The organism is Ruegeria sp. C11 (assembly GCF_056537725.1).
Map to the genome: position 1 here is coordinate 62,493 of NZ_JBQFSB010000008.1, position 25,769 is coordinate 88,261.

The 25,769-nt window shown below is 58.2% G+C and carries 31 protein-coding genes; 19 read left to right on the forward strand and 12 right to left on the reverse strand.

The window, feature by feature from the left end; genetic code table 11:
* Positions 1 to 7 precede the first annotated feature (7 nt).
* The gene (locus tag ACR0NA_RS15080; RefSeq protein WP_480730171.1) at positions 8 to 1,162 is read right to left on the reverse strand and encodes a phosphoserine transaminase; all 1,155 of its coding nucleotides are present in this window, start codon (positions 1,160 to 1,162) and stop codon (positions 8 to 10) included.
* A 372-nt stretch (positions 1,163 to 1,534) separates the two neighbouring features.
* Between ACR0NA_RS15080 and serB the strand changes: the two genes are divergently transcribed.
* From serB to ACR0NA_RS15100, 4 genes are all read left to right on the forward strand, one after another.
* A complete protein-coding gene (serB, locus tag ACR0NA_RS15085; RefSeq protein ID WP_480730175.1) occupies positions 1,535 to 2,413 on the forward strand; it encodes a phosphoserine phosphatase SerB in 879 nt (292 codons plus the stop codon).
* Between the two features lie 82 nt (positions 2,414 to 2,495).
* Complete coding sequence (locus ACR0NA_RS15090; RefSeq protein WP_170656760.1) at positions 2,496 to 2,825, forward strand: metalloregulator ArsR/SmtB family transcription factor; 330 nt, start codon at positions 2,496 to 2,498, stop codon at positions 2,823 to 2,825.
* On the forward strand, positions 2,813 to 3,241 hold the full coding sequence (locus ACR0NA_RS15095) for an SRPBCC family protein (RefSeq protein WP_480730178.1): 429 nt from the start codon (positions 2,813 to 2,815) through the stop codon (positions 3,239 to 3,241). The genes ACR0NA_RS15090 and ACR0NA_RS15095 overlap by 13 nt, the downstream gene beginning before the upstream one ends.
* A 24-nt stretch (positions 3,242 to 3,265) precedes the next feature.
* Entirely contained in the window at positions 3,266 to 3,580 is a 315-nt protein-coding gene (locus ACR0NA_RS15100; protein WP_480730180.1) for a YciI family protein, read from the forward strand.
* A 15-nt stretch (positions 3,581 to 3,595) separates the two neighbouring features.
* Here ACR0NA_RS15100 and ACR0NA_RS15105 read toward each other — a convergent pair whose 3' ends face one another.
* Positions 3,596 to 4,591, reverse strand: coding sequence for an asparaginase (locus tag ACR0NA_RS15105; protein WP_480730182.1), 996 nt, complete (start codon positions 4,589 to 4,591; stop codon positions 3,596 to 3,598).
* 177 nt (positions 4,592 to 4,768) lie between these two features.
* Here ACR0NA_RS15105 and ACR0NA_RS15110 point away from each other — a divergent pair, with 177 nt between their 5' ends.
* Complete coding sequence (locus tag ACR0NA_RS15110; RefSeq protein WP_170656768.1) at positions 4,769 to 5,302, forward strand: invasion associated locus B family protein; 534 nt, start codon at positions 4,769 to 4,771, stop codon at positions 5,300 to 5,302.
* Positions 5,303 to 5,504: 202 nt separating this feature from the next.
* Here ACR0NA_RS15110 and ACR0NA_RS15115 read toward each other — a convergent pair whose 3' ends face one another.
* Positions 5,505 to 6,332 (reverse strand): alpha/beta fold hydrolase, encoded by an 828-nt coding sequence (locus ACR0NA_RS15115; RefSeq protein ID WP_480730185.1) that lies wholly within the window; start codon positions 6,330 to 6,332, stop codon positions 5,505 to 5,507.
* Between the two features lie 220 nt (positions 6,333 to 6,552).
* Here ACR0NA_RS15115 and ACR0NA_RS15120 point away from each other — a divergent pair, with 220 nt between their 5' ends.
* The 3 genes from ACR0NA_RS15120 to ACR0NA_RS15130 all read left to right on the forward strand — a co-directional run bounded on the left by ACR0NA_RS15120 (position 6,553) and on the right by ACR0NA_RS15130 (position 9,077).
* Complete coding sequence (locus ACR0NA_RS15120) at positions 6,553 to 6,930, forward strand: lysozyme inhibitor LprI family protein (RefSeq protein WP_480730187.1); 378 nt, start codon at positions 6,553 to 6,555, stop codon at positions 6,928 to 6,930.
* 74 nt (positions 6,931 to 7,004) lie between these two features.
* Positions 7,005 to 8,192, forward strand: a complete 1,188-nt coding sequence (gene rlmN, locus ACR0NA_RS15125; protein WP_480730189.1) for a dual-specificity RNA methyltransferase RlmN — start codon at positions 7,005 to 7,007, stop codon at positions 8,190 to 8,192.
* 258 nt (positions 8,193 to 8,450) lie between these two features.
* Positions 8,451 to 9,077, forward strand: a complete 627-nt coding sequence (locus ACR0NA_RS15130; RefSeq protein WP_480730191.1) for a cytochrome P460 family protein — start codon at positions 8,451 to 8,453, stop codon at positions 9,075 to 9,077.
* A 22-nt stretch (positions 9,078 to 9,099) separates the two neighbouring features.
* On the opposite strand, the gene ACR0NA_RS15135 is transcribed toward ACR0NA_RS15130, so the two are convergent.
* Together ACR0NA_RS15135 and ACR0NA_RS15140 are read right to left on the reverse strand one after the other, a co-directional pair.
* Positions 9,100 to 9,441: a hypothetical protein gene (locus tag ACR0NA_RS15135; RefSeq protein ID WP_170656780.1), complete on the reverse strand. Its 342-nt coding sequence runs from the start codon at positions 9,439 to 9,441 to the stop codon at positions 9,100 to 9,102.
* On the reverse strand, positions 9,438 to 10,364 hold the full coding sequence (locus ACR0NA_RS15140; RefSeq protein WP_480730195.1) for a DnaJ C-terminal domain-containing protein: 927 nt from the start codon (positions 10,362 to 10,364) through the stop codon (positions 9,438 to 9,440). Before ACR0NA_RS15140 ends, ACR0NA_RS15135 begins: the two co-directional genes overlap by 4 nt.
* A gap of 171 nt (positions 10,365 to 10,535) precedes the next feature.
* Here ACR0NA_RS15140 and ACR0NA_RS15145 point away from each other — a divergent pair, with 171 nt between their 5' ends.
* Positions 10,536 to 10,919, forward strand: coding sequence for a hypothetical protein (locus ACR0NA_RS15145; protein WP_480730197.1), 384 nt, complete (start codon positions 10,536 to 10,538; stop codon positions 10,917 to 10,919).
* A gap of 3 nt (positions 10,920 to 10,922) precedes the next feature.
* Here the strand turns inward: ACR0NA_RS15145 and ACR0NA_RS15150 are convergent, their stop codons facing one another.
* From ACR0NA_RS15150 to ACR0NA_RS15160, 3 genes are all read right to left on the reverse strand, one after another.
* Positions 10,923 to 12,041 (reverse strand): cystathionine gamma-lyase, encoded by a 1,119-nt coding sequence (locus tag ACR0NA_RS15150; protein WP_480730200.1) that lies wholly within the window; start codon positions 12,039 to 12,041, stop codon positions 10,923 to 10,925.
* Positions 12,042 to 12,125: 84 nt separating this feature from the next.
* Positions 12,126 to 12,413, reverse strand: a complete 288-nt coding sequence (locus tag ACR0NA_RS15155; protein WP_480452850.1) for a hypothetical protein — start codon at positions 12,411 to 12,413, stop codon at positions 12,126 to 12,128.
* A 47-nt stretch (positions 12,414 to 12,460) separates the two neighbouring features.
* Positions 12,461 to 13,303 carry an LOG family protein gene (locus ACR0NA_RS15160; protein WP_170656790.1) on the reverse strand — a complete coding sequence of 281 codons (843 nt, stop codon included), beginning with the start codon at positions 13,301 to 13,303 and terminating at the stop codon, positions 12,461 to 12,463.
* Positions 13,304 to 13,382: 79 nt separating this feature from the next.
* Here ACR0NA_RS15160 and ACR0NA_RS15165 point away from each other — a divergent pair, with 79 nt between their 5' ends.
* From ACR0NA_RS15165 to dapD, 3 genes are all read left to right on the forward strand, one after another.
* Positions 13,383 to 14,300, forward strand: a complete 918-nt coding sequence (locus tag ACR0NA_RS15165) for a threonine/serine dehydratase (RefSeq protein ID WP_480730204.1) — start codon at positions 13,383 to 13,385, stop codon at positions 14,298 to 14,300.
* Between the two features lie 45 nt (positions 14,301 to 14,345).
* Positions 14,346 to 14,945 carry a GntR family transcriptional regulator gene (locus tag ACR0NA_RS15170; RefSeq protein ID WP_480452853.1) on the forward strand — a complete coding sequence of 200 codons (600 nt, stop codon included), beginning with the start codon at positions 14,346 to 14,348 and terminating at the stop codon, positions 14,943 to 14,945.
* 118 nt (positions 14,946 to 15,063) lie between these two features.
* Positions 15,064 to 15,891, forward strand: a complete 828-nt coding sequence (dapD, locus tag ACR0NA_RS15175; protein WP_480730207.1) for a 2,3,4,5-tetrahydropyridine-2,6-dicarboxylate N-succinyltransferase — start codon at positions 15,064 to 15,066, stop codon at positions 15,889 to 15,891.
* A gap of 180 nt (positions 15,892 to 16,071) precedes the next feature.
* Here dapD and ACR0NA_RS15180 read toward each other — a convergent pair whose 3' ends face one another.
* Entirely contained in the window at positions 16,072 to 16,458 is a 387-nt protein-coding gene (locus ACR0NA_RS15180; RefSeq protein WP_480730210.1) for a hypothetical protein, read from the reverse strand.
* A 136-nt stretch (positions 16,459 to 16,594) separates the two neighbouring features.
* On the opposite strand from ACR0NA_RS15180, the gene ACR0NA_RS15185 reads away from it, so the two are divergent.
* Positions 16,595 to 16,735, forward strand: a complete 141-nt coding sequence (locus ACR0NA_RS15185) for a hypothetical protein (protein ID WP_480730213.1) — start codon at positions 16,595 to 16,597, stop codon at positions 16,733 to 16,735.
* Positions 16,736 to 16,851: 116 nt separating this feature from the next.
* A complete protein-coding gene (locus tag ACR0NA_RS15190) occupies positions 16,852 to 17,193 on the forward strand; it encodes a hypothetical protein (RefSeq protein ID WP_480730215.1) in 342 nt (113 codons plus the stop codon).
* A gap of 3 nt (positions 17,194 to 17,196) precedes the next feature.
* On the opposite strand, the gene ACR0NA_RS15195 is transcribed toward ACR0NA_RS15190, so the two are convergent.
* Positions 17,197 to 18,252: a transporter substrate-binding domain-containing protein gene (locus tag ACR0NA_RS15195; RefSeq protein ID WP_480730217.1), complete on the reverse strand. Its 1,056-nt coding sequence runs from the start codon at positions 18,250 to 18,252 to the stop codon at positions 17,197 to 17,199.
* A gap of 212 nt (positions 18,253 to 18,464) precedes the next feature.
* On the opposite strand from ACR0NA_RS15195, the gene dapE reads away from it, so the two are divergent.
* Genes dapE through rnr form a run of 3 tightly spaced genes read left to right on the forward strand, consistent with a single transcriptional unit; the run spans position 18,465 to position 22,510 of the window.
* Positions 18,465 to 19,604, forward strand: coding sequence for a succinyl-diaminopimelate desuccinylase (gene dapE / locus ACR0NA_RS15200; RefSeq protein ID WP_480730219.1), 1,140 nt, complete (start codon positions 18,465 to 18,467; stop codon positions 19,602 to 19,604).
* Between the two features lie 3 nt (positions 19,605 to 19,607).
* A complete protein-coding gene (locus ACR0NA_RS15205) occupies positions 19,608 to 20,195 on the forward strand; it encodes a TIGR04282 family arsenosugar biosynthesis glycosyltransferase (protein ID WP_480730222.1) in 588 nt (195 codons plus the stop codon).
* 56 nt (positions 20,196 to 20,251) lie between these two features.
* Positions 20,252 to 22,510, forward strand: coding sequence for a ribonuclease R (rnr, locus tag ACR0NA_RS15210; RefSeq protein ID WP_480730224.1), 2,259 nt, complete (start codon positions 20,252 to 20,254; stop codon positions 22,508 to 22,510).
* Here the strand turns inward: rnr and ACR0NA_RS15215 are convergent.
* A complete protein-coding gene (locus tag ACR0NA_RS15215; RefSeq protein ID WP_480730226.1) occupies positions 22,501 to 22,887 on the reverse strand; it encodes a DUF1801 domain-containing protein in 387 nt (128 codons plus the stop codon). The two genes, rnr and ACR0NA_RS15215, sit on opposite strands and share 10 nt — an antisense overlap.
* A complete protein-coding gene (locus tag ACR0NA_RS15220; protein ID WP_480730228.1) occupies positions 22,884 to 23,582 on the reverse strand; it encodes a glutathione S-transferase family protein in 699 nt (232 codons plus the stop codon). The genes ACR0NA_RS15215 and ACR0NA_RS15220 overlap by 4 nt, the downstream gene beginning before the upstream one ends.
* An 82-nt stretch (positions 23,583 to 23,664) precedes the next feature.
* On the opposite strand from ACR0NA_RS15220, the gene ACR0NA_RS15225 reads away from it, so the two are divergent.
* Both ACR0NA_RS15225 and ACR0NA_RS15230 read left to right on the forward strand, forming a co-directional pair.
* The gene (locus ACR0NA_RS15225; protein WP_480730230.1) at positions 23,665 to 24,378 is read left to right on the forward strand and encodes a helix-turn-helix transcriptional regulator; all 714 of its coding nucleotides are present in this window, start codon (positions 23,665 to 23,667) and stop codon (positions 24,376 to 24,378) included.
* A gap of 87 nt (positions 24,379 to 24,465) precedes the next feature.
* The gene (locus ACR0NA_RS15230; protein WP_480730537.1) at positions 24,466 to 25,761 is read left to right on the forward strand and encodes a lytic murein transglycosylase; all 1,296 of its coding nucleotides are present in this window, start codon (positions 24,466 to 24,468) and stop codon (positions 25,759 to 25,761) included.
* The last annotated feature ends 8 nt before the right edge of the window (positions 25,762 to 25,769 follow it).

Sequence of the window (25,769 nt, forward strand, 5' to 3'; positions counted from 1 at the left end):
ATCCTGATCAGGCGGCCGCCGCCTGCGCTGCGATTTCGGCTTCGAAGGCCCATTCGAGCCAGGGCAGCATTGCCTCGATGTCCGAGGTCTCAACCGTGCCGCCACACCAGACCCGCAATCCGGCAGGTGCGTCCCGATAGGCACCAATATCAAGCGCGATATTTTCCGCCTCAAGCCGTTTGGCGACTGCCTTGGCAAACGCGGCACCGTCCTGAATGCGATCATCGGTGAATTTCAGACAGACGGAGGTGTTCGAGCGCGTAGCAGCATCTTCAGCCAGATTTGCGATCCAGCCGTGGCGTTCACAAAACAAATGAATCGCATTTGCGTTGGCATCGGCGCGGGCGATCAATCCTTGCAGGCCGCCCACCGAACGCGCCCAATCCAATGCGAACAGGTAATCCTCGACCGCCAGCATCGATGGCGTGTTGATGGTGGCGCCGGTAAAGATACCGTCGATCAGTTTGCCGCCTTTGGTCAGTCGGAATATCTTGGGCAGTGGCCACGGGGGCGTGTAATTTTCCAATCGTTCAACTGCGCGCGGGCTGAGGATCAGCATGCCGTGCGCGGCCTCTCCGCCCAGAACTTTTTGCCAGCTGAATGTTGTGACATCCAGCTTGTCCCATGGCAGGTCCATGGCAAATGCGGCGCTGGTTGCATCGCAGATTGTCAGCCCCTGACGATCATCGTCGATCCAGTCGCCATTCGGTACGCGAACGCCCGATGTGGTGCCGTTCCAGGTAAAGACCACATCATTGGTGAAATCGACGGATGCAAGATCGATAATCTGCCCATAGTCCGCGGTTTTGACCTCGGCTTCGATCTGCAACTGCTTGACCACATCGGTTATCCAGCCCGCGCCAAAGCTTTCCCAGGCCAGCATCTCGACCTTGCGCGCGCCCAGCAACGACCACAGCGCCATCTCGACGGCTCCTGTGTCCGAGGCGGGGACGATGCCGATGCGATAATCGGCCGGAATGCCCAGCACCTCGCGGGTGCCCTCGATGGCGGCCTTCAGCTTGTCTTTGCCGACAGCGGCGCGGTGCGAACGACCCAGCGCGGCATCAGCCAGTTTGCTCAAATCGAATGTGGGGGGTTTGGCGCAGGGGCCAGAAGAAAAACGCGGATTGGCCGGCCGCGTTGCCGGTTGTTCGATAGTCATCTGTATTACCCTTCCAGATACACGCCCCTCGTTGGGGAGGGGTGTCCCACGACCAGAGCTAGGCCGCTGCGTTGCGGCGCGCAAGCCAGAAATGGACGGAATTCGCCGCTTTGGCGTTCAAATCCGACGCGGGTGACTATCATCGGAAACTTGTGTTCCGGGTACCGGCTGACCGTGAATGGTTTCGGTTTCGATGCTCTTTGAGCCTCTGCGCGGGAGAAAACCGTTCTTGTTCAAATATTTGCCCTTCTGCTGAAAAGGGGGTGCTGGGCCACTCCCGGCGGTCTTTCAGTTACAAGGCGGTTGTATTTCAAATACTGGCGGTTTTTCTGCGCTTGCGGTATGCGCAGGCAAAGAAACAGGAGAATCCCGATGTATGTCGCCACCCTGCTGACCGATCCCGCTGCACCCTCTTTGGACCCGGCTTTGGTCGACTCTCTCCGTAACGCATGGGGTGGTGGCGACGTGCTTTGGTTGAGTGGCAATGAGGCGGCAGAATTCCCGCTGAACGCCCCACCAGCCAATCAATGGGATGTCTGGTCCGACCTTCAGGGGTTGGGGGTTGATCTGATCGTGCAGCCCGCGGGGGGGCGGCGCAAACAAATGCTGCTGGCCGATATGGACAGCACCATGATTCAGCAGGAATGCATCGACGAACTGGCGGACGAGGCGGGCGTTGGCGATCATGTGAAAGATATCACCGCGCGCGCGATGAACGGAGAACTGGATTTCGAAGGTGCCTTGATCGAACGGGTTGGTCTGCTCAAGGGGCTTGATGAGACGGTCATCGCCCGGGTGATTTCCGACAGGATCACTTTGATGCCCGGCGGTCGGGAACTGGTCGCGACCATGCGTGCCACGGGTGGCTATGCGGCTTTGGTTTCGGGTGGGTTCACCGCCTTTACGGCCAGTGTGGCGGGCGCTCTGGGCTTTGATGAAAACAGGGCCAACACGCTGCTTGTCGAAGACGGAAAGCTGAACGGTGATGTTCTGCGTCCGATTTTAGGGCGGCAAGCCAAGATCGAAGCGTTGGAACAGATTACTGTTCGGCTCGGCATTTCGGAATCAGACGTAATCGCAGTCGGGGATGGGGCAAACGATCTGGGCATGCTGGGCCGCGCGGGCACCGGGGTTGCCCTGCATGCCAAGCCTTCTGTTGCCGAGCAGTGTGAGGTTCGGGTCAATCATGGAGATCTGACCGCCCTATTGTATTTGCAGGGCTACACTCGCGAGGATTTTGTGGGGCGATAACACGCTTCCGCAAAAGCTCTTTTCGGAAGGTTAAGCGGAATTTAGGGTTCCCATTATTTAACGCAGATGTTAAATAATGGGTATGACACAACTTGTTTCCGCCTTTTCGGCACTCTCCGACCCTACGCGCCTGGCCATCGTCGAACAGTTGATGGCAGACGGTGAACTACCTGCGGGTGATCTGATTGAAGGCAAAGGCATGTCAGGTGCTGCCGTTTCGCGCCATCTAAAAGTATTGCGTGAGGCGGGGTTGGTCCGTCAGCGCGCCAAAGGGCCTCAGCGGCTGTATTCAATCCAGCCCGAGGGGCTGCGCGCGATTGCCGACTGGGCGATTTCCAAACGTGAGTTCTGGGAAACAAGCCTCGATCGATTGGGTGCGATACTTAAGGGGGAAAATACGTGGCCGACCTGAGAATGGAGCGGGAGTTTCCCGTAAGCCCCGAACATCTGTTTGCATGGGTCAGCGACGGCCCGAAACTTTTGCAATGGTGGGGGCCCGAAGGGATGCATGTGCCCGAGCATGATCTGGATTTCTCGCGTACCGGGCCGTGGTATTCGGTGATAGAAAACGGTGAAGGCCAGCGTTTCAAGGTGTCTGGCCATGTGACGCATGTGAACGCGCCCAGATCGATCGGTTTCACCTGGGCCTGGCACGACGAGAACGACAGGCGCGGCGATGAAAGCCACGTGACATTCACGGTCGAGGCAACCGACAACGGCGCACGGCTGGTTCTGGATCACCGCGAGCTGGGCGATGATGAGATCAGCAGGAATCATGAAATGGGCTGGACCTCGTCGCTGCGCAAACTTGAGGCCGCAATCAAATAATTTTTCATCAAGGGAGGTAAGACAATGCCGGAATTCGTTTTTGCATATCACGGTGGCAAAGCGCCCGAGAGCCCGGAAGAGGGCAAAGAGGTCATGGCCGCCTGGGAGGCATGGTTCAAGAATATGGGCGAAGCGGTGGTGATCCCGGGCGCCCCGGTTGGCATGTCGAAAACTGTCAGTGCCACCGGCGTTGTCGATGATGGCGGTGCCAATCCGATCTCGGGCTATTCAGTGGTCAAGGCCGCTGATATCGGTGCGGCGACTGAAATGGCCAAAGGTTGCCCGATGGTCGTGTCGGGCAACGGTTCGGTCGAAGTGGCTGAAATAATGGAAATGTAAGACCCGGACCGGCTGCTACAGGAACCCGGCAGCCGGTTTGATCATCCCGCATTCAATGCCGCGCCGGCTGTACAGCGGTGCATTCATGAATTTCCGCGTCGCGGGATGTTCGGCGTCCAGAACACCCAAACTCACCAGTATCGCAGCTATCGCGCACTCACTGGCGCGGGTTGTTCCATCCGTGACTTTGAGTGCCACGCCCAGCCGTTTTTCAGGCACAATGGCCACGAACACCGCCTCGGCCCCTGTTTTGATCGCGGCGCGGCCATTCATGGCGCGCATCAGTTCTGTGCACGCGCGCCCTTCGCCAGCCACCAGTTCGGGGTGTTTTATCATCGCGGCTGTCAGCTGTTCTGCGGCGGCACTCTGGCGATCCGACCGGCTGGCGGCAGAGGCGAACCACGCCATCGACCGCGCAAGCCCAGTCAGAGACGTGGCAAAGTTCGGCGCGGAACACCCGTCGATCCCGTAACAGGGACTGGTCTCGTCGGTGGTTTCTTCAAAAGCGGACAGACAAGCCTGTTGGACCGGATGATCGATCCCCAGATATTCCGGCCCAGCCCCCATATGCTGTGCCACCGTCAGAAAACCCGAATGCTTACCCGAGCAATTGTTGTGCAGTTGGCATGGGGTATCATCGGCCAGGATCAACCCGTCGCGCGCGGCCATGTCCGAAGGCTCCTGCGGGCCGCAGCGCAGATCTTCATCGTGCAGACCCAGATGATCCAGCCAGGCGGTTACACGGTCGGTGTGAATGGCGGCCCCGCTGTGCGAGGCGCAGGCCAGCGCCAGATGCTCCGTCCCCAATCCGTATTTGGCGGCGGCACCAGAGGTGATCAGGGGCAGCGCCTGAATCATCTTTGCGGACGAGCGGGGATAGATTGTCGCGTTTGGATTGCCCCAGCTTTGCACGACTTGTCCGGTGTCATCGCATATCACCGCATGACCCAAATGCAGACTCTCCAGCAGTGGTCCCCGCCACACCTCGGTCATTGGTACCGGCTGCGTCATGTCGTCCCCCCATTTGTTGCGCGAATTTCTGCCAATCGCCCTTTCACCGGTGGCGAAAACTGCGATAGTGTGTGTATGTCGGCAAACGATGGGATGCGCAACATGAGACGGGTCAGTCAGAGCCTGCAAGCGCACCTTGGCATCTTGAGGTATGGGTCGAGCTAGGAGGCTGGACAGATGGGATCGAACCTAGTCCGTGTGATCGCGGGTCTTTGCATGGCCGGAATGGCCACAACTGCAATCGCACAGCAGGCGACAAGCACCAATCGGGTCGCGGCCAAAACCGACTGGAGCGTCTTTGTCGAAGACGACCCCACCGAATGCTGGAGCGTGTCGGCCCCCAAGGAAACCGTGAACACGCGCGGCGGCCGTGTTGTTTCGGTGCGCCGCAGTGACATTCTGCTGTTCGTCTTTTATCGGCCCAAGGCCGAAGTGAAGGGGCAGGTTACTTTTACTGGCGGCTATCCTTTTGCGCCGGGTTCCACTGTTAATCTAGCCGTTGACGGCAGCGAATTCGAGTTGTTCACCGAAGGCGAATGGGCCTGGCCTGCGACGGCGGCCGACGATGCCAAGATCGTCACGGCGCTGAAACGCGGCACCGAGGCCGTCCTGACCGCCCGCTCTGCGCGCGGTACACAAACCAAGGACACCTTCTCGCTGCTGGGCTTCACCGCCGCGATTGAGGACGCCGAAAAGCGCTGTAGCAACTGAGGTACGTACCGGGTTGAGTTTGCAAGCCCCGTCCAATGAGGCGGGGCTTTTTTGTTGAGTTGTGCGAAGAGTGGCGTGACCAAATTCGTCAAAAGGTGATTATGTCCGTGGCTTGGAAATTTTGGTGAAATGATCGCTGGGATGCTTGTGGAATAACGGCGAGTTACCTGCTGAATACATAACTTTAGGCGATCCCTTGGTTTCAAAATCGATTGGCGACGCGATCTAACCAGTCCCGAAAAAGGGCGTTAAAGACTTCGGGTCGTTCCCAAGCCAAACCGTGCCCTGCCGTGTCCAGTACCGCGATAGTGGCGCGGGTAAATTGAGGAAGCAGATCAACGGCATCCTGATACCCAGACATGCTGTCTTGGCGACCGGCCGCTATTAGGCTTGGGCCGTCGAAGTCCCTCAGTTCGCCCTTGGTATGGAATGAGAAGTCGAACGCGCTGTTGACCCGGGAAGCCTGCTTTGCATCCCAAAGCGCTCTTGCCGGGTTTTTACTGCGGCGCGCTTTTTCCAAGGCGTCGCGGCGTTGCACAACATAAAAATTGTCGAAACGCATCTTTTCATCTTCGGTCATGTCATCGTAAATGGCTGGGTCTGCGACCAAAATCTCATGTGATGGCAAACGGGCCAGATCAGATGTTGGGCTTCCACCCGGAGCAATCAGCGCTGCACCGCATATCGGGGCGGGGTTAAGGTGGATCATTCCGTGGGCGATGTAGCTCCCGCGGGATTCACCTACGATCGCAAATTTCTTTCCCGGTAGGATTTCTTCCACAAAGCCCATTATTGCATCGAGAAGATCGTCCTGCGAGGCGATGTTATCTTGGGGAGGGCTAAGTCCATGACCAGGCATGTCCACGTATATTCGCTTCCACCCGTCGAGTTCATCGAAGACTGGCTCCAAGCTCTCCATCATGTGGCGATGGTCCAGAGTGGAACCGTGCAGGATTAAAACTGGTCTACCGTCTCCTATGATCACATGATGCAGCACATTGGTGTCCCCCCGCTGCAAATCCAACCTCACAAAAACGGCTGATGTATCGCAGTGTTTACGTCACTAAGATTAATAAATCAGTCCTTCGCTGCGGTCTAATCAGGGAGCACTTTGGGCTCAAACCCTACGTACACCGCACAGTGAACAAAGTCTCGATCCGGTTTGTACGATACATTCTGGTGCCAAAAAGGTTATATTTGCTGTTGGTCGCCGTGAACTAGATCTCCTCAGATTCAAAAGGATTACAGATATGCGTTTCATTCTGCCGCTTATTATTTTCCCGCTGGCCGCACAGGCTGATCCTTCACTTGAATGCAGCGATGCGGGTTCTCAGGTCGAGATTGGTGAATGTGTGAGCCGTGCAGAAGAACGTGTGGAGGCCGCTTTGGGCATCGCGCTGGAAATCGCCGTCGTTGCAGCGAAAGAACTGGATGAGGTGACAGGACGGGTAACCGCCTTACCTGCTCTGGATGCCGCTCAAAACACATGGTCCTCGTATCGAGATGCGCAATGCGATGCCGTGGGGGCCTCTTACGGTGGCGGGTCGGGCACGGGCATCGCCATAACATCCTGTAGGATTGAACTGGGGCGGTTGCGGGTTAAAGAGCTGATGCAATTGGCGCAATAGGTGCGAATTCTTTTGATCTTTGCGCGCGATCCTATATAGAGGCGCATCCCAAGCCAGAATCCTCGAGTCTCGCCATGTCTGCCAAAGCGCCGATCACACAAGATGTCATGACCATCCCCCGCAATTTGCCCGAGGGGAAAATCAACCTCGTCGGCCTGACCCGGGACCGTCTGCGCGAGGTGCTGATCGAACATGGCACGCCCGAGAAACAGGCCAAAATGCGGACGGGTCAGATCTGGCAATGGATCTATCAATGGGGCGTGCGCGACTTTGCGGAAATGACGAACCTTGCCAAGGCGTATCGCGCGCAGCTGGCCGAACAGTTTGTGGTCGAAATCCCCGAGGTGATCACCCGTCAGGTCTCTGAGGACGGCACTCGGAAATATCTGGTCCGCATCGCAGGCGGGCATGAGGTCGAGGTTGTCTATATTCCCGAGGACGACCGGGGTACGCTTTGTATTTCGTCGCAGGTTGGATGCACTCTGACCTGTTCGTTCTGTCATACAGGCACTCAGAAACTTGTACGAAATCTGACATCTGCGGAAATTGTGGGTCAGATCATGATGGCGCGCGACGATCTTGAGGAATGGCCCGTACCCGGCGCACCCAAGAACGAAACCCGCCTTTTGTCCAACATCGTTCTGATGGGCATGGGCGAGCCGCTGTACAATTTCGAGAATGTACGCGACGCGATGAAGATCGCCATGGACCCCGAGGGGATTTCCCTGTCACGTCGTCGGATCACACTATCGACTTCGGGCGTCGTGCCCGAGATTGCGCGCACGGCTGAGGAGATCGGGTGCCTGCTGGCAATCTCGTTTCACGCGACCACGGATGAAACTCGCGATGTATTGGTTCCCATCAACAAGCGCTGGAATATCGAAGAACTGCTGCAGGCGCTGGCCAGCTATCCCAACGCGTCGAATTCCGAGCGGATCACCTTTGAATACGTGATGCTGGATGGCGTAAATGATAGCGATGAGGACGCCCACCGTCTGATCGAACATATCAAGCGACACAACATCCCTGCCAAAATCAACCTGATCCCGTTCAACGAGTGGCCCGGCGCGCCTTACAGGCGCAGCTCGAACAATCGTATTCGGGCATTTGCGAATATCATCTATCAGGCGGGTTATGCCTCACCCATCCGCAAAACGCGGGGCGAGGATATCATGGCCGCCTGCGGTCAGTTGAAATCGGCCACCGAGCGCGCGCGAAAGTCCCGCAAGCAGATCGAGGCAGAGACAGGGCTGAGCAACTAGAGCGTTTCAGGTAAAATCCGAAACGCTTTAGAGGGCAAAACATTAAGATTTTTCTGTCTGAGGGATGACAGGTGTCTTTTGAACGCTCATTTTGGTATATCTGATTTCGTATAGGGCCTGCGGCCGCCGGGGATCACACGTGCACACAAGGCGGTGAGACATTCGGTTGACGTATGGCCAGGTGTGTGTTGGCCGCTATTGTTTTGTCATGGCGCGCCATAAAGTATTGGGCGAACCTTAGGTCAGGTGGGCCAAAACATGATTGTAAACAGAAAGAACTCTGTCGGGCTGATCATTGCAACTCTATTGGCTGTGTTACCCCTTGGGTCGACCGCAAACGCGCAATCACAGGTCCCCGAGGCCCATATCGCTATCGAGAACCCGGCGGAATTGTCTAAGGACGAAGCCCTCAAAATCTATGATGAGTTGATGGGGCGCATGGGCCGGGGATATGCGGCGGCACGGCTGGATATCCTTTCGAACTATCAGAAATGGCCACTGTTCAACGATGCACCTTACATCTCGGCCACTCACGGGCAGCGATATGTCAACAGTTATGCAAACCGGGTCGCGCACAACTATGGAACCCTGAAGGAGGGTGAAAAGCTGCCGGTGGGCACCGTTCTGGCCAAGGACAGCATCACTGTTACCGATGAAGGGCATGTTCACCCCGGGGCGTTGTTTGTCATGGAAAAACTGCCCGAAGGTGAAAGCCCGGATACCGCTGACTGGCGCTACATCATGGTTATGCCGGACGGGTCGCTTTTTGGCGATACACTCGGAAACCGCAGTGCTGCAGTAACATACTGCCACGATTGTCACGAGGCGGTGGCCGACCGGGATTATACCTTCTTCGTTCCCGAAGAATATCTGGTTGGCGATTAGGAAGCTGTTACCGTGATCGCCACTATCGCCTGAAGCGCGCGGCCCCGATGGCTTTGGCTAGATTTTCCTGCACCGTGTTAGGCTGCGCTTCAACAGCATTCAGGACCTCCCGCAACTCTGCGCGCAAACAGTGCATCTGGTCGATCAGCGAGATCATCATCGACAGCGCGTCCGCCTCCATCTCGTACTGATCGTGCAACTCGCAGGCCAGCTCCAGCCGAGCTACATCCAGACTTTGATAGACCATACCCTGCTCTGACTGCTGGGGTATCACGATTTCCGCGGCAAGGTATTCGGTCAGACGTTCCGGGGTCAGGCGTACAACCGTCGCGACGAGTTCCTCTTCGGTGAAATAGCGGATCATGACGACAGTCCTTTCCGGGGATCGTAGGAGTGCGTTTCGCGCCAGGTTTCCATGAATTCTTTCAGGTCAGTGTCGATATCCGGGGGCATGGTTACGGTCAGTTCGATCAACTGGTCTCCACGCTCGGACGAGCCGCGCTTTTTCACGCCTTTGCCGCGCAGGCGCAGCGTCTTTCCGCTGCTGGTTCCCGCAGGAACGGTCACGCCGACCTTTCCGTCGATGGTGGGCGCAGGAACCTTTCCGCCCAGAATGGCCTCGTCAATCGTTATTGGTAAAGTGATGTGAATGTCATTCCCGTCACGGCGAAAAACCGGGTGGTCGGTGACAGAGATCGTGACCAGGGCATCTCCCGGCGGGCCGTCGCCAAATCCGGGATCGCCCTTGCCCTTCAGGCGGATGGTCTGACCCTCGGTTATGCCTGCCGGAATTTTCACCTCGATGCGGTTTCCGTCCGGCAGGGTCAGCTTCTGGCTGGCGCCAAAGACGGAATCCAGAAAACTGATCTGCAGCGCATACTGGCGGTTGTGGCCGGGTGCATGAAATCCGTAATTTTCGCGGTGCCCATGCCCGGACCGGCCACGCATGAATTCGGCAAAAATGTCGGACATGTCATCCTGATCACCCGGTCCGGGGCCAGAGCGATAGGGGTTGCCTGCCGCTTCTGCATAGTCGCGATAATAATGCTGTTGCGGGCGTTCCTGACCTGAGGCATCAATCTCACCCCGATCATATCGCGCGCGGGTTTCGGCATCCTTCAGCAGATCATAAGCGGCTGCCGAAGCCTTGAAACGTGCTTCGGCCTCGGCGTCGCCGGGCTTCAGATCCGGATGGCATTCCTTGGCAATGCGCCGATAGGCTTTCTTGATTTCGGCGTCGGTGGCGTCCTTTGAAACGCCCAGAACCGAATAGGGGTCGTCGCTCATCCCAGCCTCGCTGTTGTCAGAGGTCTAATAGCAGTCGGAACTTATGGGATTGTTTTATCACGTGATTTCAACGGGTCAAAATGCAGTTTGACGGCAATGTCTATCGCCATTTTCCGCAGAATGAGTAATATCTGCATGATTGCAATTGAGGTTTGAAGGAGTTCTTTCGAAATGTCCCGCAGAATTATGTCCATTCTGGCGCTGCTGGCCGGAAATGCTGTTGGCCTGCTGCTTGCGACGGCGCTGCTCAGCGGGTTCTCGATCAGGCCGTTGTCGCTGATTATTGTCGTCGTGGTGTTCACGCTTGTTCAGGTTATCGCAGAACCCCTGATCACCCGGATTGGAGAAAAGAACGTTCCAGCCCTCAAGGGTGGGGTCGCGCTGGTCGTGACATTTGTGGGACTACTGATCACCGATCTTGTCACATCGGGGCTGACGGTTGGCGGCATCTCGAACCTGCTGGCCGCTACACTGCTGGTCTGGCTGGGGGCGTTGATTGCCGGGATTGTTCTGCCGATCTACGTGTTCAAGGAATTGCGCGAGAACAAAAATTAAGCGCTAGCCAAGCTTGTTCAGGCCAGCCTCGATGGCCTGCCACAGCTCTTCCACAGGTTCACAGCCTACAGAAAGGCGAATGAACGCGGGGTCTACCGCATCCCCCCATCGGGCGCGCCGCTCGGCCGAGGTATGAACGCCGCCAAAGGATGTGGCGGGCCGGATCAGCGGGCAGTCGTTTATGAACTGTTCGGCCTTCGCCTCGCTTTCCAGCGTGAGGGACAAAAGAAACCCAAAGCGCAGGGTTTGCGCCCGGGCCAGATTGTGGGCCGGGTCGCCCGGCAAGCCGGGGAAACGAACCTGTCTTACGGCAGGGTGTTCCGCAAGGCGTGTCGCCAGAACTTCTGCCGAGGCACACATCCGATCGAACCGGACATCCAGTGTTTCAAGACCACGATGCAGCAACCAGGCTTCGTGTGGGCCGGGTATGGCGCCGGACACTTTCCGCCATTCCTCAACCCGTTCCATGATGTCAGAACGGCGGCTGGCGACGTGGCCCATCAGCATATCGGAATGGCCGCCCATCGCCTTGGTGTCGGATGCGACCACAACGTCGATGCCCAGATCCAGCGGGCGCTGTCCCAACGGTGTTAGCGTGGTATTGTCGGCGATTGTTATTCCGCCGCCCGCGCGGACGTCCCTTGCAACTTGTGCAAGGTCGATCATGTCGAGGCCGGGGTTCGAAGGGCTTTCGACGAAAACAACGTCGAACCCGTCAAATCCGCCGTCGCTGAATCCGGTTGTGGGGCGTTCTTCCACGACGACGCCAAGACCTGCAAGGAAACGGTCCGCCAGCAACCGGGTGACATAATACCCGTCCGAGGGGATCAGAATGCGCGAGCCCGATTTCAGCGTGGCAAAAAGTGCGGCGGCGATGGCGCCCATCCCGGATGGAAAGGTCAGACAGGGCGCAGCTTCGAGGTGAGACAGGACATGTTCCAGATGTTCCCATGTGGGATTGTTGACGCGCCCGTAATTCGCATGGCCGTCCGGAGCGCCGGGCAGATGGAACATGCTGCTTTGTGTCAGTGGCAAGGCGACCGGCTCGCCCTTAGCCAACGAGTTGCCACGCAGGTGTAGCATTTCGCCTGTATGCGGCAGTTTGGTCGGTGATGTGGTCATCAGCAGCTCCGGTCAGATGGTGCCGCTGTCGCGGCGCGCTTTTAGCCCGTCTAGCATCGGAACTGGCGTGCGAAAAGCACTCTGTCAGGTGGATACGATAGCCGGGCCGCTGACGGCCTCGGTCAAGGTGCCGCCTTTGCGGGCCGATGTATCGCGCCGCATATGCTCGACGGTTTCGCGCACCCTGTTCCACGCCCCTTCGTCGGGATAGATGAGCACGACCATCCCTTCGGTCGGGCCAAGGCGTACAAGGTGGCCGCTGCTGGCCCCCATTGCCTTGAGCTGGGCGAGGTTTTCCTGCGCTGTTTCAATCAGCGCCGCCTCGTCCAGAGATTCGTCATAAGTCCATCTGGACACCGTTACATAAGCCATCGACGCCTCCTGAGATCTCATCGATGGCCAGTGTAGCACGAATCGCCTCAGCGCCCCGGAATGTGGTCACGCGGGGGCGCTGGTTCCCAGTTATCGATGATCTCTGCCGCTTCCTGCGCGGTATCGACAAAACGGAACAGATCCAAATCCTCGTCAGAAATCGTACCGGCATCTGCCAGCGCTTCCCAGTTGATGACCTTTTCCCAGAATTCGCGGCCAAACAGCAGGAAGGGAACCCGTTCCATGCGCCCGGTCTGGATAAGTGTCAGCGACTCGAACAACTCGTCCATCGTACCGAACCCGCCCGGAAAGATCGTGATCGCACGGGCGCGCATCAGGAAATGCATCTTGCGAATGGCAAAGTAATGAAAGTTGAAGCTGAGTTCGGGCGTGACATAAAGGTTCGGTGCCTGCTCGTGTGGCAGAACGATGTTCAAACCGATGGAATGGCCGCCCGCGTCCTGCGCGCCGCGATTGCCAGCCTCCATCACACCGGGCCCGCCGCCGGTGACGATCACGTTTTCGCGGCATCCGCTGTCTTTTGATCTTTCGGTCATCAGCCGGGCGAACTCGCGCGCCTCGTCGTAATATCTGGACAATCCGGCAAGGGTTTCGGTGCGTGCGGTATGTTTCTGCGCCGGCTCGGGGATGCGCGCGCCACCGAACATGACAATGGTCGAGGTGATCTCGCGCTCGGTCATGATCATTTCGGGCTTCAGCAGTTCCAGTTGCAACCGCACGGGGCGCAGCTCATCCCGGCACAGGAAATCGTCGTCAGCAAATGCCAACCGATACGCGGGCGAGCGGGTCTGCGGCGTGTCCGGTACTTCGCTCGCGGTTGAACGATCGGTTTGCGCATCGCGGAACGGGCTGAGGCGGTCTTCTTTCATTGCTGGGTGATCCCTGCTTGCGTGTTTTTAAAACAGCTATAGGGTTCGCGGGCAGAGTGCCAGTCACGGGAATACAAGAATGAACTGGAAAGCCGAAATTTCAGCCGCAGGCGGGCGCATCAACGGCCATGCGCAAGTCACGCCGGTCATCAGGGTCAACGGCTTCGGGCTGAATTACCCGATCGAGATGAAGCTTGAGCACATGCAGCACACCGGCAGTTTCAAAGCGCGGGGGGCTTTCAACACATTGCTGGGCGGCGATGTGCCCGATGCAGGCATTGTTGCGGCATCCGGGGGGAACCACGGAGCGGCTGCTGCATATGCAGCCCGGTCGTTGGGATATCCTGCCAAGATATTCGTGCCGGAACTGGCAGGGCCTTCTAAGATTTCCCTGATCCGGCGGATCGGTGCGGACCTGAGTGTTGTGCCCGGCGAATACGCCAATGCGCTGACGATGGCGCACGAACATGAGACCGCCACGGGTGCGATGCAGATTCATGCGTATGACGCCCCTGCAACCGTCGCAGGTCAGGGGACCTGTTTCGCTGAATGGGATGCGCAGGGCCTGCAGGCCGATACCGTGCTAATTGCCGTTGGCGGCGGCGGTCTGATTGCGGGCGCTTTGGCCTGGTTTCAGGGTGCGCGCAAGGTTGTCGCGGTCGAACCCGAAACATCCTGCGCTCTGAATGCTGCTCTGAAAGCGGGTGAGCCCATTGATGTGCCAGTATCAGGGGTCGCGGCCAACGCGTTGGGCGCGAGGCGCATCGGGAGCATCTGTTTCGATCTGGCGCAAGGTATTGAATCGGTGCTTGTGCTGGATGGCGCAATCACAGCTGCTCAGCAGGCATTGTGGCAATCGCACCGCATCCTTGTCGAACCCGCAGGTGCAACCGCGCTGGCGGCGCTGATGTCCGGCGCATATACTCCGGAACCGGATGAGCGTGTGGCCGTATTGGTCTGCGGCGGGAATATCGCGCCGGATCCGTTGCCGGAATGAACTATCGCCTTGAGGGTTGCGGAATTCGATTTTATCCATGACCGCATGACCGCGACCATCGCCGATACCATCTATGACAAGCTGAGTCAGCGGATTATCACTGGCGACCTGCCGGCGGGTGAAAAACTGCGGCAGGACCATATTGCGCGCGCGTTCGAGACCAGCCAGGTAACTGTCCGCGAAGCGCTATTGCGACTTGAGGCGCGAGGCCTTGCCAAAAGTGAACCCCGGCGCGGAATGCGTGTGACGGCGCTGGATCCGGCCGAAGTGCGCGAAGTGATCGATATGCGGGTGGCGCTTGAATCCCTTGCGCTGCAATATTCGATACAGAACCTGACCCCGGCGGCGCTTAGGGCGGCGGATGACGCGCGAATTGCCTGCGACGCAGCGCAGAACATGCCCATGTGGGAGGCCCGGAACCGCGCCTTTCACCGCACCATCCTGACGCCTTGCGGACGGCCCCGGCTTTTGCATGCCATCGACGATCTGCATATCGCCAGCGCGCGACACCTGTTCATGCACTGGCAGCAACGATGGGTGCAGCGCGCCGATGCCGATCACGCCGCAATCATCCAGGCGATGAAGCGCAAGGATACGGCCACCGCCTGTTCGATTCTGTCCCGCCATATCCGCCGGGCAAGCTGATGACAGGCATCGCGACCTAACTGAGCCGCAAAGTGTCCGAATTGCGTCGCATTGCACCTTGGCTGCCGCTTGCGTATAGGCCAGATCAACATGACGAGATTCTGCACGGAGTAGCCCCATGTCCAACGCGCAACTTGAAGCCGCCATCGAAGCCGCCTGGGAGGCGCGTGACACAATTACCCCCGCCACCACCGGCGAACAACGTGAAGCGATCGAAGATACGCTGAATGCTCTGGACGGCGGCTCGCTGCGTGTGGCGCAAAAGCTGGAAAGTGGTGACTGGCATGTAAACCAGTGGGCCAAGAAAGCGGTTCTGCTGGGTTTCCGTATCAAGGATATGGAAATTCAGTCCGGTGGCCCCCAGTCCGGTGGCTGGTGGGACAAGGTCGACAGCAAGTTTGCGGGCTGGGATGAAAGCCAGTGGCGCGCGGCTGGGTTCCGCGCCGTTCCGAATTGTGTGGTCCGCAAGTCGGCCTATATCGCGCCTGGCGTTGTTCTGATGCCGTCTTTTGTGAACCTTGGCGCGTACGTTGACGAGGGTACCATGGTTGACACCTGGGCGACGGTTGGCTCGTGCGCCCAGATCGGTAAGAACGTGCACCTGTCGGGCGGTGTTGGCATCGGCGGTGTGCTGGAACCGATGCAGGCCGGTCCGACCATCATCGAGGACAACTGCTTTATCGGCGCCCGTTCCGAAGTGGTCGAAGGATGTATCGTCCGCGAAGGATCGGTTCTGGGAATGGGTGTCTATATCGGCAAATCGACCAAGATCGTCGACCGGGAAACCGGTGAGGTCATGTATGGCGAAGTGCCGCCCTATTCGGTGGTTGTATCCGGTTCGATGCCATCCAAGAACGGGATCAACCTGTATTGCGCGGTTATCGTGAAGCGCGTGGATGAAAAAACCCGCTCCAAGACCGGTATCAACGAGTTGTTGCGGGATTGACCCTTACCTTTCGAGGCGAATGAAAAGGCCGGGGAACCTACCCCGGCCTTTCCTTGTTTATATAGCTCCAAAGAGCGAAGTTTTTTCGGGAATGTAATCCGGGTCCTTGAATGCCGCCTCTTTTTTGATCGGGCGTAAATTCGTTCCAAACCCGGATTACATGATCCCATTCGGGTTACATCACCTGTTATAGGCGCCTTCACTTTCGCCCGAGTTGTCGTCACCGTCCGGGTCGCCGCTGTCACCGTCGTCACCTTCGCCGTCGCCGTCATCGCCGTCGTCGTCGCCTTCAGTTTCGCCGCCTTCACCTTCGCCTTCACCTTCGCCTTCACCTTCGCCTTCACCTTCGCCTTCGCCTTCGCCTTCGCCTTCACCTTCGCCTTCGCCTTCGCCTTCGCCTTCGCCTTCGCCTTCGCCTTCGCCTTCGCCTTCGCCTTCGCCTTCGCCTTCGCCTTCGCCTTCGCCTTCACCTTCGCCTTCACCGCCTTCACCGACGTCTTCAGCATAGGCGGCATCGGCATAAAGTACGGCCAGGACAGTTGTCACAGGGGCAAGCGCTAGCGCCATTAAACTCGCACAAATTGTAAGAAATTTTGACAGGGTGCTCATTTTCTTTCCTTTATGTTTAATGATGGTTATCTAATCCGGTCAGTGTCCATTCTGCGCCGCGCGAGCTGCAACGAAACGTTGAGGGGGCATCTTCATGCGCCAAAGTTGGCTCACGACAAACAAGGCGATGCGCCAATATCTGCCGATTTCAACTTTTGGGCTAAACGCCCGGAATGGCATCAATTTTGAAAAGAAGTGGCAAATTAATTTTGCCGGAGCAGAGTGCCAGATGTGATTCGGGCTGTCCGGTTTGGCCTGACCGTTGGACCGGATTCACACGAGAATGCCAGACCGATTGCAAATTTGCGGGATTTGGTTGACCGGTTCAGGTCCCGCGCGTATGGCAGCGCCATGGAAAAAAAGAAACCTTCACGCCAGCAGGTTTTTACCCTGTTGGTTCAGATCGGCCGCAAAGACGGTGACGGCTTGCCCGGCGAAGCGACGGGTGCTGCATTGATGTGTTACGCCAGTGGCGTGGATGAGGCCGAAGCCGTGCGCGAAACCGTGGCCATCCTCAAACAGGCCGATACAGCGCCGTTGGATGTGACAGGTTACGGCACCTTGCAGGAACGCGAGGATGCCGGGCATGACATTGGTGAGGAAGAGCGCGCCCTAATGCAACGCGCGCTAGATGAAAACGCGGTTATCGTCGCTCAGATGACGCCATTCTTTGACGAAGGCGATCCGAACTGACGGTCAGTTGCGCACTCCGAACCACTTTCGGTAAATCTCGTCATAGGTGCCGTTTTCGCGCAGCGCCAATAGTGCCTGATTGACATCCTCGACAAGGGGCGAACCTGTCGGGAAGGCAATCCCGTAGTTTTCGCGCAGGAAAACACCTCCGGTCATGGTGGCGATATTACGTCCTTCATGGGACGCAAAATAGGACAGGATTGGCGCATCAAAAACAACGGCGTCCAGTTCTTCGGCCCTGAACGCAACCAACATCTCCTCCAGCCCCGTAAAGCCGGTATACTGAACTTCACGGCGATCCAGAAAGTTTGCCGCCGTTGAACCCGAAATCGTTCCGACCCGCTTGCCATACAGATCGTTGACAGAGTTGACGTTGCTGGTGATCGCATCGACCGTCATGACCGACGTGATATTGGCCGTGAAGACCGAGACGATGAACAGGGACGAAATCACCAGAACAACTCCAAACAATCTGCCAAATGCTGTCCGGGGCACCCGTTCCTCGAACCCGCCGTTTACGACTAGGTTCAGCGCCCACCAGAAAGACGGAAACCAGGCCTCGTTCAGGGTCCGGTCGAAATAGGGCTGTGCGCGACGTTCGAAATACCACATCAGCATTCCGCCACTGAACAAGATGCCAAAGGCCAGTCCGATTGCAATGAACAATTCACGTGAGAGCAGCGCATTCAGCAGGGATGGGCTGCGTGCGGCATCGGACGGCACCATGATCTGCAAGCCCGATTCAAAGATCGGCTGGCTGAAATCCATCTGGGTTTCGCGCATCGCGGTGATCGAGATATTGGCGATTGCCAGATCGGCAGTGCCGTCCCGCACCATATCAAGCATGTCCGCGAAACCATTGACCCTGCGGACCGAATAGTCCCAGCCCAGAGAGTCCGACAGTGCCTCCAGCAAGTCCATGGAAAAGCCGGACTGAGCCCCGTCTTCGATATAAGAAAACGGGGGGCGTGTGACGGTCGTAACCGTCAGAGACTGGGCCTGGCTTTGCTGTGCAAGAACGGCGAAAGTCAGGCAGAGAGAGGCAATGAATGCACGCATCGTGGCCGATTTACCTGTTTCGCGGCCCTCTAACGCAGATTCGTACGAAACGGCAAGCTCGCCGCAGGGGAAAGTGGAATGTTTTGAAGGCCGGTATGGTGAGCCTGGCGTCAAAGCCGCATGTATGAAATTGCGTAAATGGGGTTGGCAATCGATGCAATTCGTTGAATCTGTGCGCGAACCGGGCCAAAGCAAAGAAAGCGACATCCGCCATGACCGATCCTGTGCAATTGACCGCCGATCTGATCCGTTGCCCATCGGTCACACCTGAAGAGGGCGGGGCGTTGGTTCTTTTGGAGCGCGTTCTGTCGGAAGCCGGTTTTGAATGCACTCGCGCAGATCGTGGGGAGGTCTGCAATCTTTTTGCCCGCTGGGGAAAAAAGGGTCATGGACGGAGCTTTGGGTTCAATGGTCATACCGATGTGGTGCCGGTTGGCGACGAAGCGGCGTGGAGCGTCGATCCTTTCGGCGCTGAGATAAAGGACGGTGTCCTGTTCGGACGCGGCGCCACGGACATGAAATCCGGGGTGGCTGCATTTGCCGCCGCTGCGATGGAGTTTGTTCGGGACACCCCGCCAGACGGAGCAATCATTCTGGCGATCACCGGCGATGAAGAAGGTGATGCGCTGGATGGTACGACCGCTTTGCTCGACTACATGGAACGTGCGGATGAGCGAATGTCGGTTTGCCTGGTAGGCGAGCCGACCTGCCCCGAGCGGATGGGTGAGATGATAAAGATCGGCCGCCGGGGCTCGATGACCGCATGGTTTACCGTTACGGGTGTGCAAGGCCATTCGGCCTATCCTCACCGTGCCAAAAACCCATTGCCGGCAATGGCCCGGCTGATGGATCGGTTAGCGAGTCACGAACTGGATCAGGGAACCGATCATTTCGATGCGTCGACTCTTGCTGTCGTCAATATCGACACCGGTAATTCCGCGACAAATGTCATTCCCGCGCAGAGCCGGGGCGCCGTGAACATACGTTTCAACGATCTGCATTCGGGCGCTAGCCTCAGCCGGTGGCTGCAAGCCGAAGCTGACAGGGTCGCCAAAGAATTCGGTGTCGAAGTTGAAGCGCGGATCAAGATATCTGGTGAAAGCTTTTTGACGCCCCCCGGGGCACTTTCGGAACTGGTTGCTCGCGCAGTCGAAGCAGAAACAGGCGTGGTGCCGGAGCTGTCAACAACCGGCGGCACATCCGATGCGCGATTCATCAAGGATCATTGCCCGGTGGTTGAATTCGGTCTGGTCGGGCGCACCATGCATCAGGTCGATGAATGCGTCGAAATTGATCAGGTTCATCAGCTGAAAGCGGTTTATTCCCGCATTCTCCGGGACTATTTCGCCTGATCCATGCGGCGAACTCTGGTCATCATGGTCAAGGAACCGCGCCCGGGGCGGGTCAAGACGAGGCTGGGGCGTGATATTGGCATGGTTGGCGCGGCATGGTGGTTCCGGCATCAAACACGTTCTTTGATCCGCCGGTTGCGCGACCCGCGCTGGCAGATCGTGCTCGCGGTGTCGCCGGACCGTCAGGGCCTGTGCAGCAGGGTCTGGCCTGTTGACCTGCCGCGCGCGGCGCAAGGGAACGGCGACCTTGGGCAAAGAATGGGGCGGATGTTGCGACAGATGCCTAAAGGGCCTGTTTGTCTGATCGGGGCCGACATTCCGGGAATTGGTCGACGGCATGTCTGGCAGGCGTTCAGGGAACTTGGCCGGTCACAGATGGTGTTTGGCCCCGCCCCTGATGGAGGTTACTGGCTGGTGGGTGCGCAACGCTATCGCGCTTTGCCCACAGATCTGTTTCACAACGTGCGCTGGTCCACGGAATATGCGCTGGCGGATACACTGGCCTCGGTCCCGGGCAGTCGGGTGGCTTTCATCGATCAGTTGCGGGACGTGGATACAGTCGCGGATTTGCAATCCTCGTCCCGCCGCTGATCGCCGCTGCCGTTTTTGGTCATGACGTCGTCCTGTCGCCGTGCTAGGGCGGAAGCATGACACGCATCCCCACCAAGCAGGAGGTCCTTGACTGGATCTCGGCGAACCCAACCCTGACTTCCAAGCGCGATATCGCAAAAGCCTTTGGTATCAAGGGCGCGGACCGGATCGACCTCAAGCGCATCCTCAAGGAACTTGAGGCCGAGGGGCACCTTGAGAAGCGCAAGCGCAGCTATGGCGACCCCGATCGACTGCCGCCAGTCAGCGTGTTGCAGGTCAAGGCACCCAACGCCGACGGCGATTTGTTCGCTCGCCCGCTGGAATGGCACGGCGAAGGGGTCGAGCCGGTTGTGCTGATCATTCCGCGCGCCAGCGATCCGGCGCTGGGTGAGGGCGACCGTATCCTTGCCCGGCTGACGCTGGTTCATGAAGAGGATCACAATTACGAGGCACGGCTGATCCGTCGTATCGGGGCCAATCCCCGCCGCATTGTCGGTGTCTTTCGCAAAGGGGCCGAAGGTGGGCGGATCGTACCCATCGACAAGGCCGGTTCGACCGAGTGGCTGGTACATGACGGGGCGGTGCACGGCGCAAAAGATGGTGAGTTGGTCGAGGCCGAACAGGCGGGATCGAAAAACCGCATGGGCCTGCCGCGCGCCCGTATCGTCGAGCGGCTGGGCGACCCCTCTGCGCCCAAAGCTGTCTCACTCATTGCCATTCACCAGCACGGCATTCCCGATGATTTCCCGGACAAGGTGATTGACGAGGCGGACAAGGCCAAACCTGTCGGCCTGTCCGGGCGCGAGGATTTGCGCGACATGCCGTTGTTGACCATCGATCCCTCCGATGCGCGCGATCATGACGACGCCTGTTTTGCCCATTCCGACGATGATCCGAAAAACCCCGGAGGGCATGTGATCTGGGTGGCCATCGCGGATGTGGCAGCCTATGTGCGCCCCGGCACGGCATTGGACCGCGAGGCGCGCAAGCGTGGGAATTCCAGCTATTTCCCGGATCGGGTTGTGCCGATGTTGCCGGACCGGTTGTCTGGCGATTTGTGCTCGTTGCACGAAGGCGTGCCGCGCGCCTGTATTGCCGTTCGGATGCAGATCGATGCCGAGGGCAACAAGATTGGCCATCGGTTCGTGCGTGGTCTGATGCGTTCTGCCGCGTCCCTGCATTATGCCGAAGTGCAAGACGCTATCGACGGCAATCCCAACGACAGAACCGGGCCGCTGCTGGAGAGCGTTCTGAAACCGCTCTATGCGGCATATAACGCGCTGAAAATGGCGCGTGAGGCGCGGCAGCCGCTGGATCTGGACCTGCCCGAGCGCAAGATTGTCCTGAGTGAAAAAGGACATGTCGAAAGTGTGGCCTTTCGCGAGCGACTGGATGCCCATCGTCTGATTGAAGAGTTCATGATCCTCGCCAATGTCGCTGCGGCCGAGACGCTGATTTCCAAGCGGCGCCCGCTGCTGTTCCGCGTGCACGAAGAACCTGCGCCGGAGAAGTTGGAAAGCCTGCGGGAAACGGCACAGGCGGCCGGGCTGAATCTGGCCAAGGGGCAGGTTCTGCAAACGCGCCACCTGAATGCGCTGCTGAATGCCGCGGCGGGAACTGAGGATGCGGAACTGATCAATCTCAGCACGCTGCGGTCGATGGCGCAGGCCTATTACAGCCCCGAGAATTTTGGCCATTTCGGGTTGGCGCTGCGCAATTATGCGCATTTCACCTCTCCCATCCGCCGCTATTCCGACCTGATCGTGCACCGCGCACTGATCACCGCCCATGGGTGGGGCGATGACGGGTTGACCGGGGACGAAATCGACCGGATGGAAGAAACCGCGAACCACATCTCGGATACCGAGCGCCGCTCGATGATGGCCGAGAGGGACACAACTGATCGCTATCTGGCCGCTTATCTGAGTGAGCGGGTCGGCAATGAGTTTACGGGCCGGATCAGCGGCATCGCTCGGTTTGGTGTGTTTGTGAAAATGGACGAAACCGGTGCGGACGGTCTGGTGCCGGTCCGGTCTTTGGGGCGTGAGTATTTCCATTTTGACCGTGAGGCCGGAACGCTGATGGGGTCGGATACCGGTATGGTCATCGGCATTGGCCAGCGCGTGACTGTACGCCTGACCGAAGCGGTGCCCGTAACAGGTGGGCTGGAACTGGAATTGCTGTCCATAGACGATCAGACCCTGCCGCGCAGCCGCGGTCCTGCAGGCCGTGCACCTAAACGCAAGGCCATGTCGTCCCGACGCAAGAAGGACAAGATCAAACGCAAGATCGAGCGTAAGCGCCGTCAGAGGTGATAGGTCAGCGCACGGGCAATCAGCCAGCCGTGGCGCGTTTCATCTATCTGTCCCGGATTGTCGAACAGGATTGCGCGGCCGCCGTCGATCCGGTCTTCATTCGGAAAAGCCGATGTGAAGTCTCCCATCAGGCGGCTTTGACAGTGCACGAACAGTGCAAAGGGCGCGGATTTGTGGGTGCCCAGCCGAATTGTGGACCCGCGCGGGGCCAGATAGGCCGGCTGTCCCCAGCGCAATGCCTCCTGCAATGGTTGCGCACTAGGCAATGTGTCAGCCGTATCGAGGATCAGGTCGCGCAGGTCCATGACGCCCGCACGGGTGTCGGGGGGAAACCCGTCGAACACTGCCTCGACTGCCGGATCGTCAAAAGGTCTCATGGCAAGGATATCGCATTGTCCATCCGGTCGATGTAATCACTAAGGAGTCTATCGTTTTTGATCCGTTCGGTCAGCGGTGTTTTTGCCGGGGTGGACCGCATGGCCGCCAGCATCGGGCCAACGCTGAGGTCAGCCGAGGTCGGCCGCTCGCCCATCAGAAACGGCGCGTGCCACAGGAATGCCGATATCGCCTCAAGATCGCGTTCGATCCGATCCATACGCTCGGCCTCAGCAAAACGGGACACCCCCTGCGCCTCCAGCCCCTTCAGAACGGATTTGCGAATTGCATTGGTCACCGGCCTGCGGATCAGCCCAGGCACCTCGTTAAAGAATGTGTCGCGCAATACCGGCCATACTTCGTCATTACCCCAGCGGTCCAGAACGATCTGGAAATACAGGTGCTCTTCGGCCATGCGGATAAGGGCGCGGGACTGACCCTTTTGCATGTCGCTCAGGCCCTTGTCGAAATCGGTTCCCTGCGCTTCCAACCAATTGCGGATGGTGTCGCTGTCCGGAACCAGCCGTTCCGGTGTGCGCAGCACCGGCAGTTTCCGATGTGGCATCTTACGCGGGTCCAGCAGGTCGGATCGTTGCCACCTCTGGCCAGAGAGTTGCAGCATGTAAGCAGCCTTGACGCAGAACGGGCTGGCGCTGAACAGGCCAAAGGCGGAAGGGTAGGTCAGTAGGGTCAGCATTTTGGGCTCCATCGTGGGGATGCATCCAATGTAATCTCGCCTAATGACAGTTTCTGTCATCAGGTTTAGGCTAGGCTACGTTATGTCCCGCACCGCCCGCCTGTTCCAACTTATGCAAGCCTTGCGCTCTGGCCCGTCGCCCAGAACGTCGGCAGAGCTGGCGCAGGATCTGGGGGTGTCCCCGCGCACGATCCATAGGGATATCGACGCCCTGCGCGGTTTGGGTGCCGTGATAGATGGAGAGGCCGGGTTCGGATTTACTCTGATCGAGGATGCGACCCTGCCACCACTTGGCTTTACAGACGACGAGCTGGAGGCCCTTGTGCTTGGGTTGCGAGAGGTGCAGTTGATTGGGGACCCCGCCCTGTCAGACGCAGCCAGCGCCGCCTTGCGCAAGCTGCAGGGGCGGTTGCCTCAGCGCCAGTCCCACCGTCTCAGCCATGCGGTTCTTACTGCGACCCGGTTTGACCGCCCGATATCTCCGTCAATCGAAGTGGCCGCCTTGCGGCAGGCAACATGGGACGAACGTGCGGTGGAATTTGCCTATACCGATGCAAAGGGTGAGGATACGGTCCGCCGCGTCAAACCACTCAGCATCGTCTACATGGATCGTGCCAGCGTTCTGCTGAGCTGGTGCCATTTGCGCAAGGATTTCCGTGTGTTCAGACTGGACCGGATGCAGGGAATGTCCGTCACTGATGAAAGCTTTCGCCCCAACCGTGTACCCCTGTTGCGAAAGGCGCTGGCCCGTGTCCGGGCTGAACAGGAAGCAAAAGATCGCGAGGCCGGGACCTGAGCGCTTTGTAAAATCCGCAAACTGCGATATCCTTGTGGTTGAGCAGTAATCAGGAAAACCGGAATGCGTATATGCGTAAGTGGCCTAATGGCCGCTGCATTGTGGGCATCCACTGTGCACGCGGACATTTCTGGCGCCTCGACCGGGGCACAAAACAAACACGCGTCAGATAGTTTCAGAACGGCGTCGGCTGATCTATTCGTATCTGTCCGACCCGTGCCGCGCCCATCGGATAAGGTACATAAGATGACGGCCAGCGGATCGAATGCCAGATTTCAGGCTTGGACACGCGCCTTCAGAAAACGCGCGCTCAAACAGGGATTGTCACCGGCTGTATTGGACCGTGCCTTATCGAACGTGACATACGACTCCAAGGTTATCGATCTCGACAGGAACCAAGCCGAGTTTTCCAAGCCTATCTGGGAGTACCTGGACACGGCTGTTTCAAAGCACCGAGTCGACAACGGATCAGATGCTCTCAACCAGCATAAGGACCCGCTGCAGCGGATTGAGGCGAAATACGGCGTCGAGAAAGAAGTTGTGACAGCGATTTGGGGTTTGGAAACCTCGTTCGGAACCTATCGCGGCGGGAATGAGACCATTCGGTCTTTGGCAACCCTGGCGTTTGAAGGGCGCCGTGCCCAGTTTTTTGAAACCCAGCTTTTGGCGGCCTTGCAGATCCTAGCTGCGGGAGATGTCCAACCTGACAACATGATCGGCAGTTGGGCGGGTGCAATGGGGCATACTCAGTTCATGCCAACTTCGTATCTGGAATACGCGGTGGATTTTGATGAAGACGGCCATCGCAATGTGTGGTCGGATGATCCAACGGACGCTTTGGCCTCGACGGCGTCATATCTGGCCCAATTCGGCTGGACAAAAGGACAGCCCTGGGGTGTCGAGGTAGCTTTGCCGGATGATTTCGACTATGCCATGGCACGGCGGGATTACACCCTAATGCCGTCTGAATGGGCCGCGTTGGGGGTACGTGAACCGGATGGAGGGTCTGTTCCGGATCATGGCCGCGGATCGATCCTGCTGCCCGCGGGTGGTCAGGGCGTTGCGCTGATGATTTTCGACAATTTCAAGGTGCTTGAGCACTATAACGGCGCGGATGCCTATGTCATTGGGGTCGGTCATTTGTCCGACCGGTTGGCTGGCAAGGGCGCGTTCAGGGCCGAATGGCCTCGGGGTGACCGCGCCCTAAGCTTTTCCGAAAAGAAAGAGCTGCAGAAGCGTCTGACACAAGCCGGTTACGATACCCAAAGCGTTGATGGCCGTATCGGCCCGCTGACAACGAATGCTGTGCGCGCCTACCAGTTGGCGCAGGGGTTGCTGCCAGATGGTTATGCCTCTCTGAAATTGCTAGATCGGATGCGTTGACGGCGGGG

Bases quoted from the DNA above. Each gene is read 5' to 3' on its own strand.
- ACR0NA_RS15080 (WP_480730171.1), bottom strand. From the start codon at position 1,162: ATGACTATCGAACAACCGGCAACGCGGCCGGCCAATCCGCGTTTTTCT.
- serB (WP_480730175.1), top strand. From the start codon at position 1,535: ATGTATGTCGCCACCCTGCTGACCGATCCCGCTGCACCCTCTTTGGAC.
- ACR0NA_RS15090 (WP_170656760.1), top strand. From the start codon at position 2,496: ATGACACAACTTGTTTCCGCCTTTTCGGCACTCTCCGACCCTACGCGC.
- ACR0NA_RS15100 (WP_480730180.1), top strand. From the start codon at position 3,266: ATGCCGGAATTCGTTTTTGCATATCACGGTGGCAAAGCGCCCGAGAGC.
- ACR0NA_RS15105 (WP_480730182.1), bottom strand. From the start codon at position 4,591: ATGACGCAGCCGGTACCAATGACCGAGGTGTGGCGGGGACCACTGCTG.
- ACR0NA_RS15110 (WP_170656768.1), top strand. From the start codon at position 4,769: ATGGGATCGAACCTAGTCCGTGTGATCGCGGGTCTTTGCATGGCCGGA.
- ACR0NA_RS15120 (WP_480730187.1), top strand. From the start codon at position 6,553: ATGCGTTTCATTCTGCCGCTTATTATTTTCCCGCTGGCCGCACAGGCT.
- rlmN (WP_480730189.1), top strand. From the start codon at position 7,005: ATGTCTGCCAAAGCGCCGATCACACAAGATGTCATGACCATCCCCCGC.
- ACR0NA_RS15130 (WP_480730191.1), top strand. From the start codon at position 8,451: ATGATTGTAAACAGAAAGAACTCTGTCGGGCTGATCATTGCAACTCTA.
- ACR0NA_RS15135 (WP_170656780.1), bottom strand. From the start codon at position 9,441: ATGATCCGCTATTTCACCGAAGAGGAACTCGTCGCGACGGTTGTACGC.
- ACR0NA_RS15140 (WP_480730195.1), bottom strand. From the start codon at position 10,364: ATGAGCGACGACCCCTATTCGGTTCTGGGCGTTTCAAAGGACGCCACC.
- ACR0NA_RS15145 (WP_480730197.1), top strand. From the start codon at position 10,536: ATGTCCCGCAGAATTATGTCCATTCTGGCGCTGCTGGCCGGAAATGCT.
- ACR0NA_RS15150 (WP_480730200.1), bottom strand. From the start codon at position 12,041: ATGACCACATCACCGACCAAACTGCCGCATACAGGCGAAATGCTACAC.
- ACR0NA_RS15155 (WP_480452850.1), bottom strand. From the start codon at position 12,413: ATGGCTTATGTAACGGTGTCCAGATGGACTTATGACGAATCTCTGGAC.
- ACR0NA_RS15160 (WP_170656790.1), bottom strand. From the start codon at position 13,303: ATGAAAGAAGACCGCCTCAGCCCGTTCCGCGATGCGCAAACCGATCGT.
- ACR0NA_RS15165 (WP_480730204.1), top strand. From the start codon at position 13,383: ATGAACTGGAAAGCCGAAATTTCAGCCGCAGGCGGGCGCATCAACGGC.
- ACR0NA_RS15170 (WP_480452853.1), top strand. From the start codon at position 14,346: ATGACCGCGACCATCGCCGATACCATCTATGACAAGCTGAGTCAGCGG.
- dapD (WP_480730207.1), top strand. From the start codon at position 15,064: ATGTCCAACGCGCAACTTGAAGCCGCCATCGAAGCCGCCTGGGAGGCG.
- ACR0NA_RS15180 (WP_480730210.1), bottom strand. From the start codon at position 16,458: ATGGCGCTAGCGCTTGCCCCTGTGACAACTGTCCTGGCCGTACTTTAT.
- ACR0NA_RS15185 (WP_480730213.1), top strand. From the start codon at position 16,595: ATGCGCCAAAGTTGGCTCACGACAAACAAGGCGATGCGCCAATATCTG.
- ACR0NA_RS15190 (WP_480730215.1), top strand. From the start codon at position 16,852: ATGGAAAAAAAGAAACCTTCACGCCAGCAGGTTTTTACCCTGTTGGTT.
- ACR0NA_RS15195 (WP_480730217.1), bottom strand. From the start codon at position 18,252: ATGCGTGCATTCATTGCCTCTCTCTGCCTGACTTTCGCCGTTCTTGCA.
- dapE (WP_480730219.1), top strand. From the start codon at position 18,465: ATGACCGATCCTGTGCAATTGACCGCCGATCTGATCCGTTGCCCATCG.
- ACR0NA_RS15205 (WP_480730222.1), top strand. From the start codon at position 19,608: ATGCGGCGAACTCTGGTCATCATGGTCAAGGAACCGCGCCCGGGGCGG.
- rnr (WP_480730224.1), top strand. From the start codon at position 20,252: ATGACACGCATCCCCACCAAGCAGGAGGTCCTTGACTGGATCTCGGCG.
- ACR0NA_RS15215 (WP_480730226.1), bottom strand. From the start codon at position 22,887: ATGAGACCTTTTGACGATCCGGCAGTCGAGGCAGTGTTCGACGGGTTT.
- ACR0NA_RS15220 (WP_480730228.1), bottom strand. From the start codon at position 23,582: ATGCTGACCCTACTGACCTACCCTTCCGCCTTTGGCCTGTTCAGCGCC.
- ACR0NA_RS15225 (WP_480730230.1), top strand. From the start codon at position 23,665: ATGTCCCGCACCGCCCGCCTGTTCCAACTTATGCAAGCCTTGCGCTCT.
- ACR0NA_RS15230 (WP_480730537.1), top strand. From the start codon at position 24,466: ATGGCCGCTGCATTGTGGGCATCCACTGTGCACGCGGACATTTCTGGC.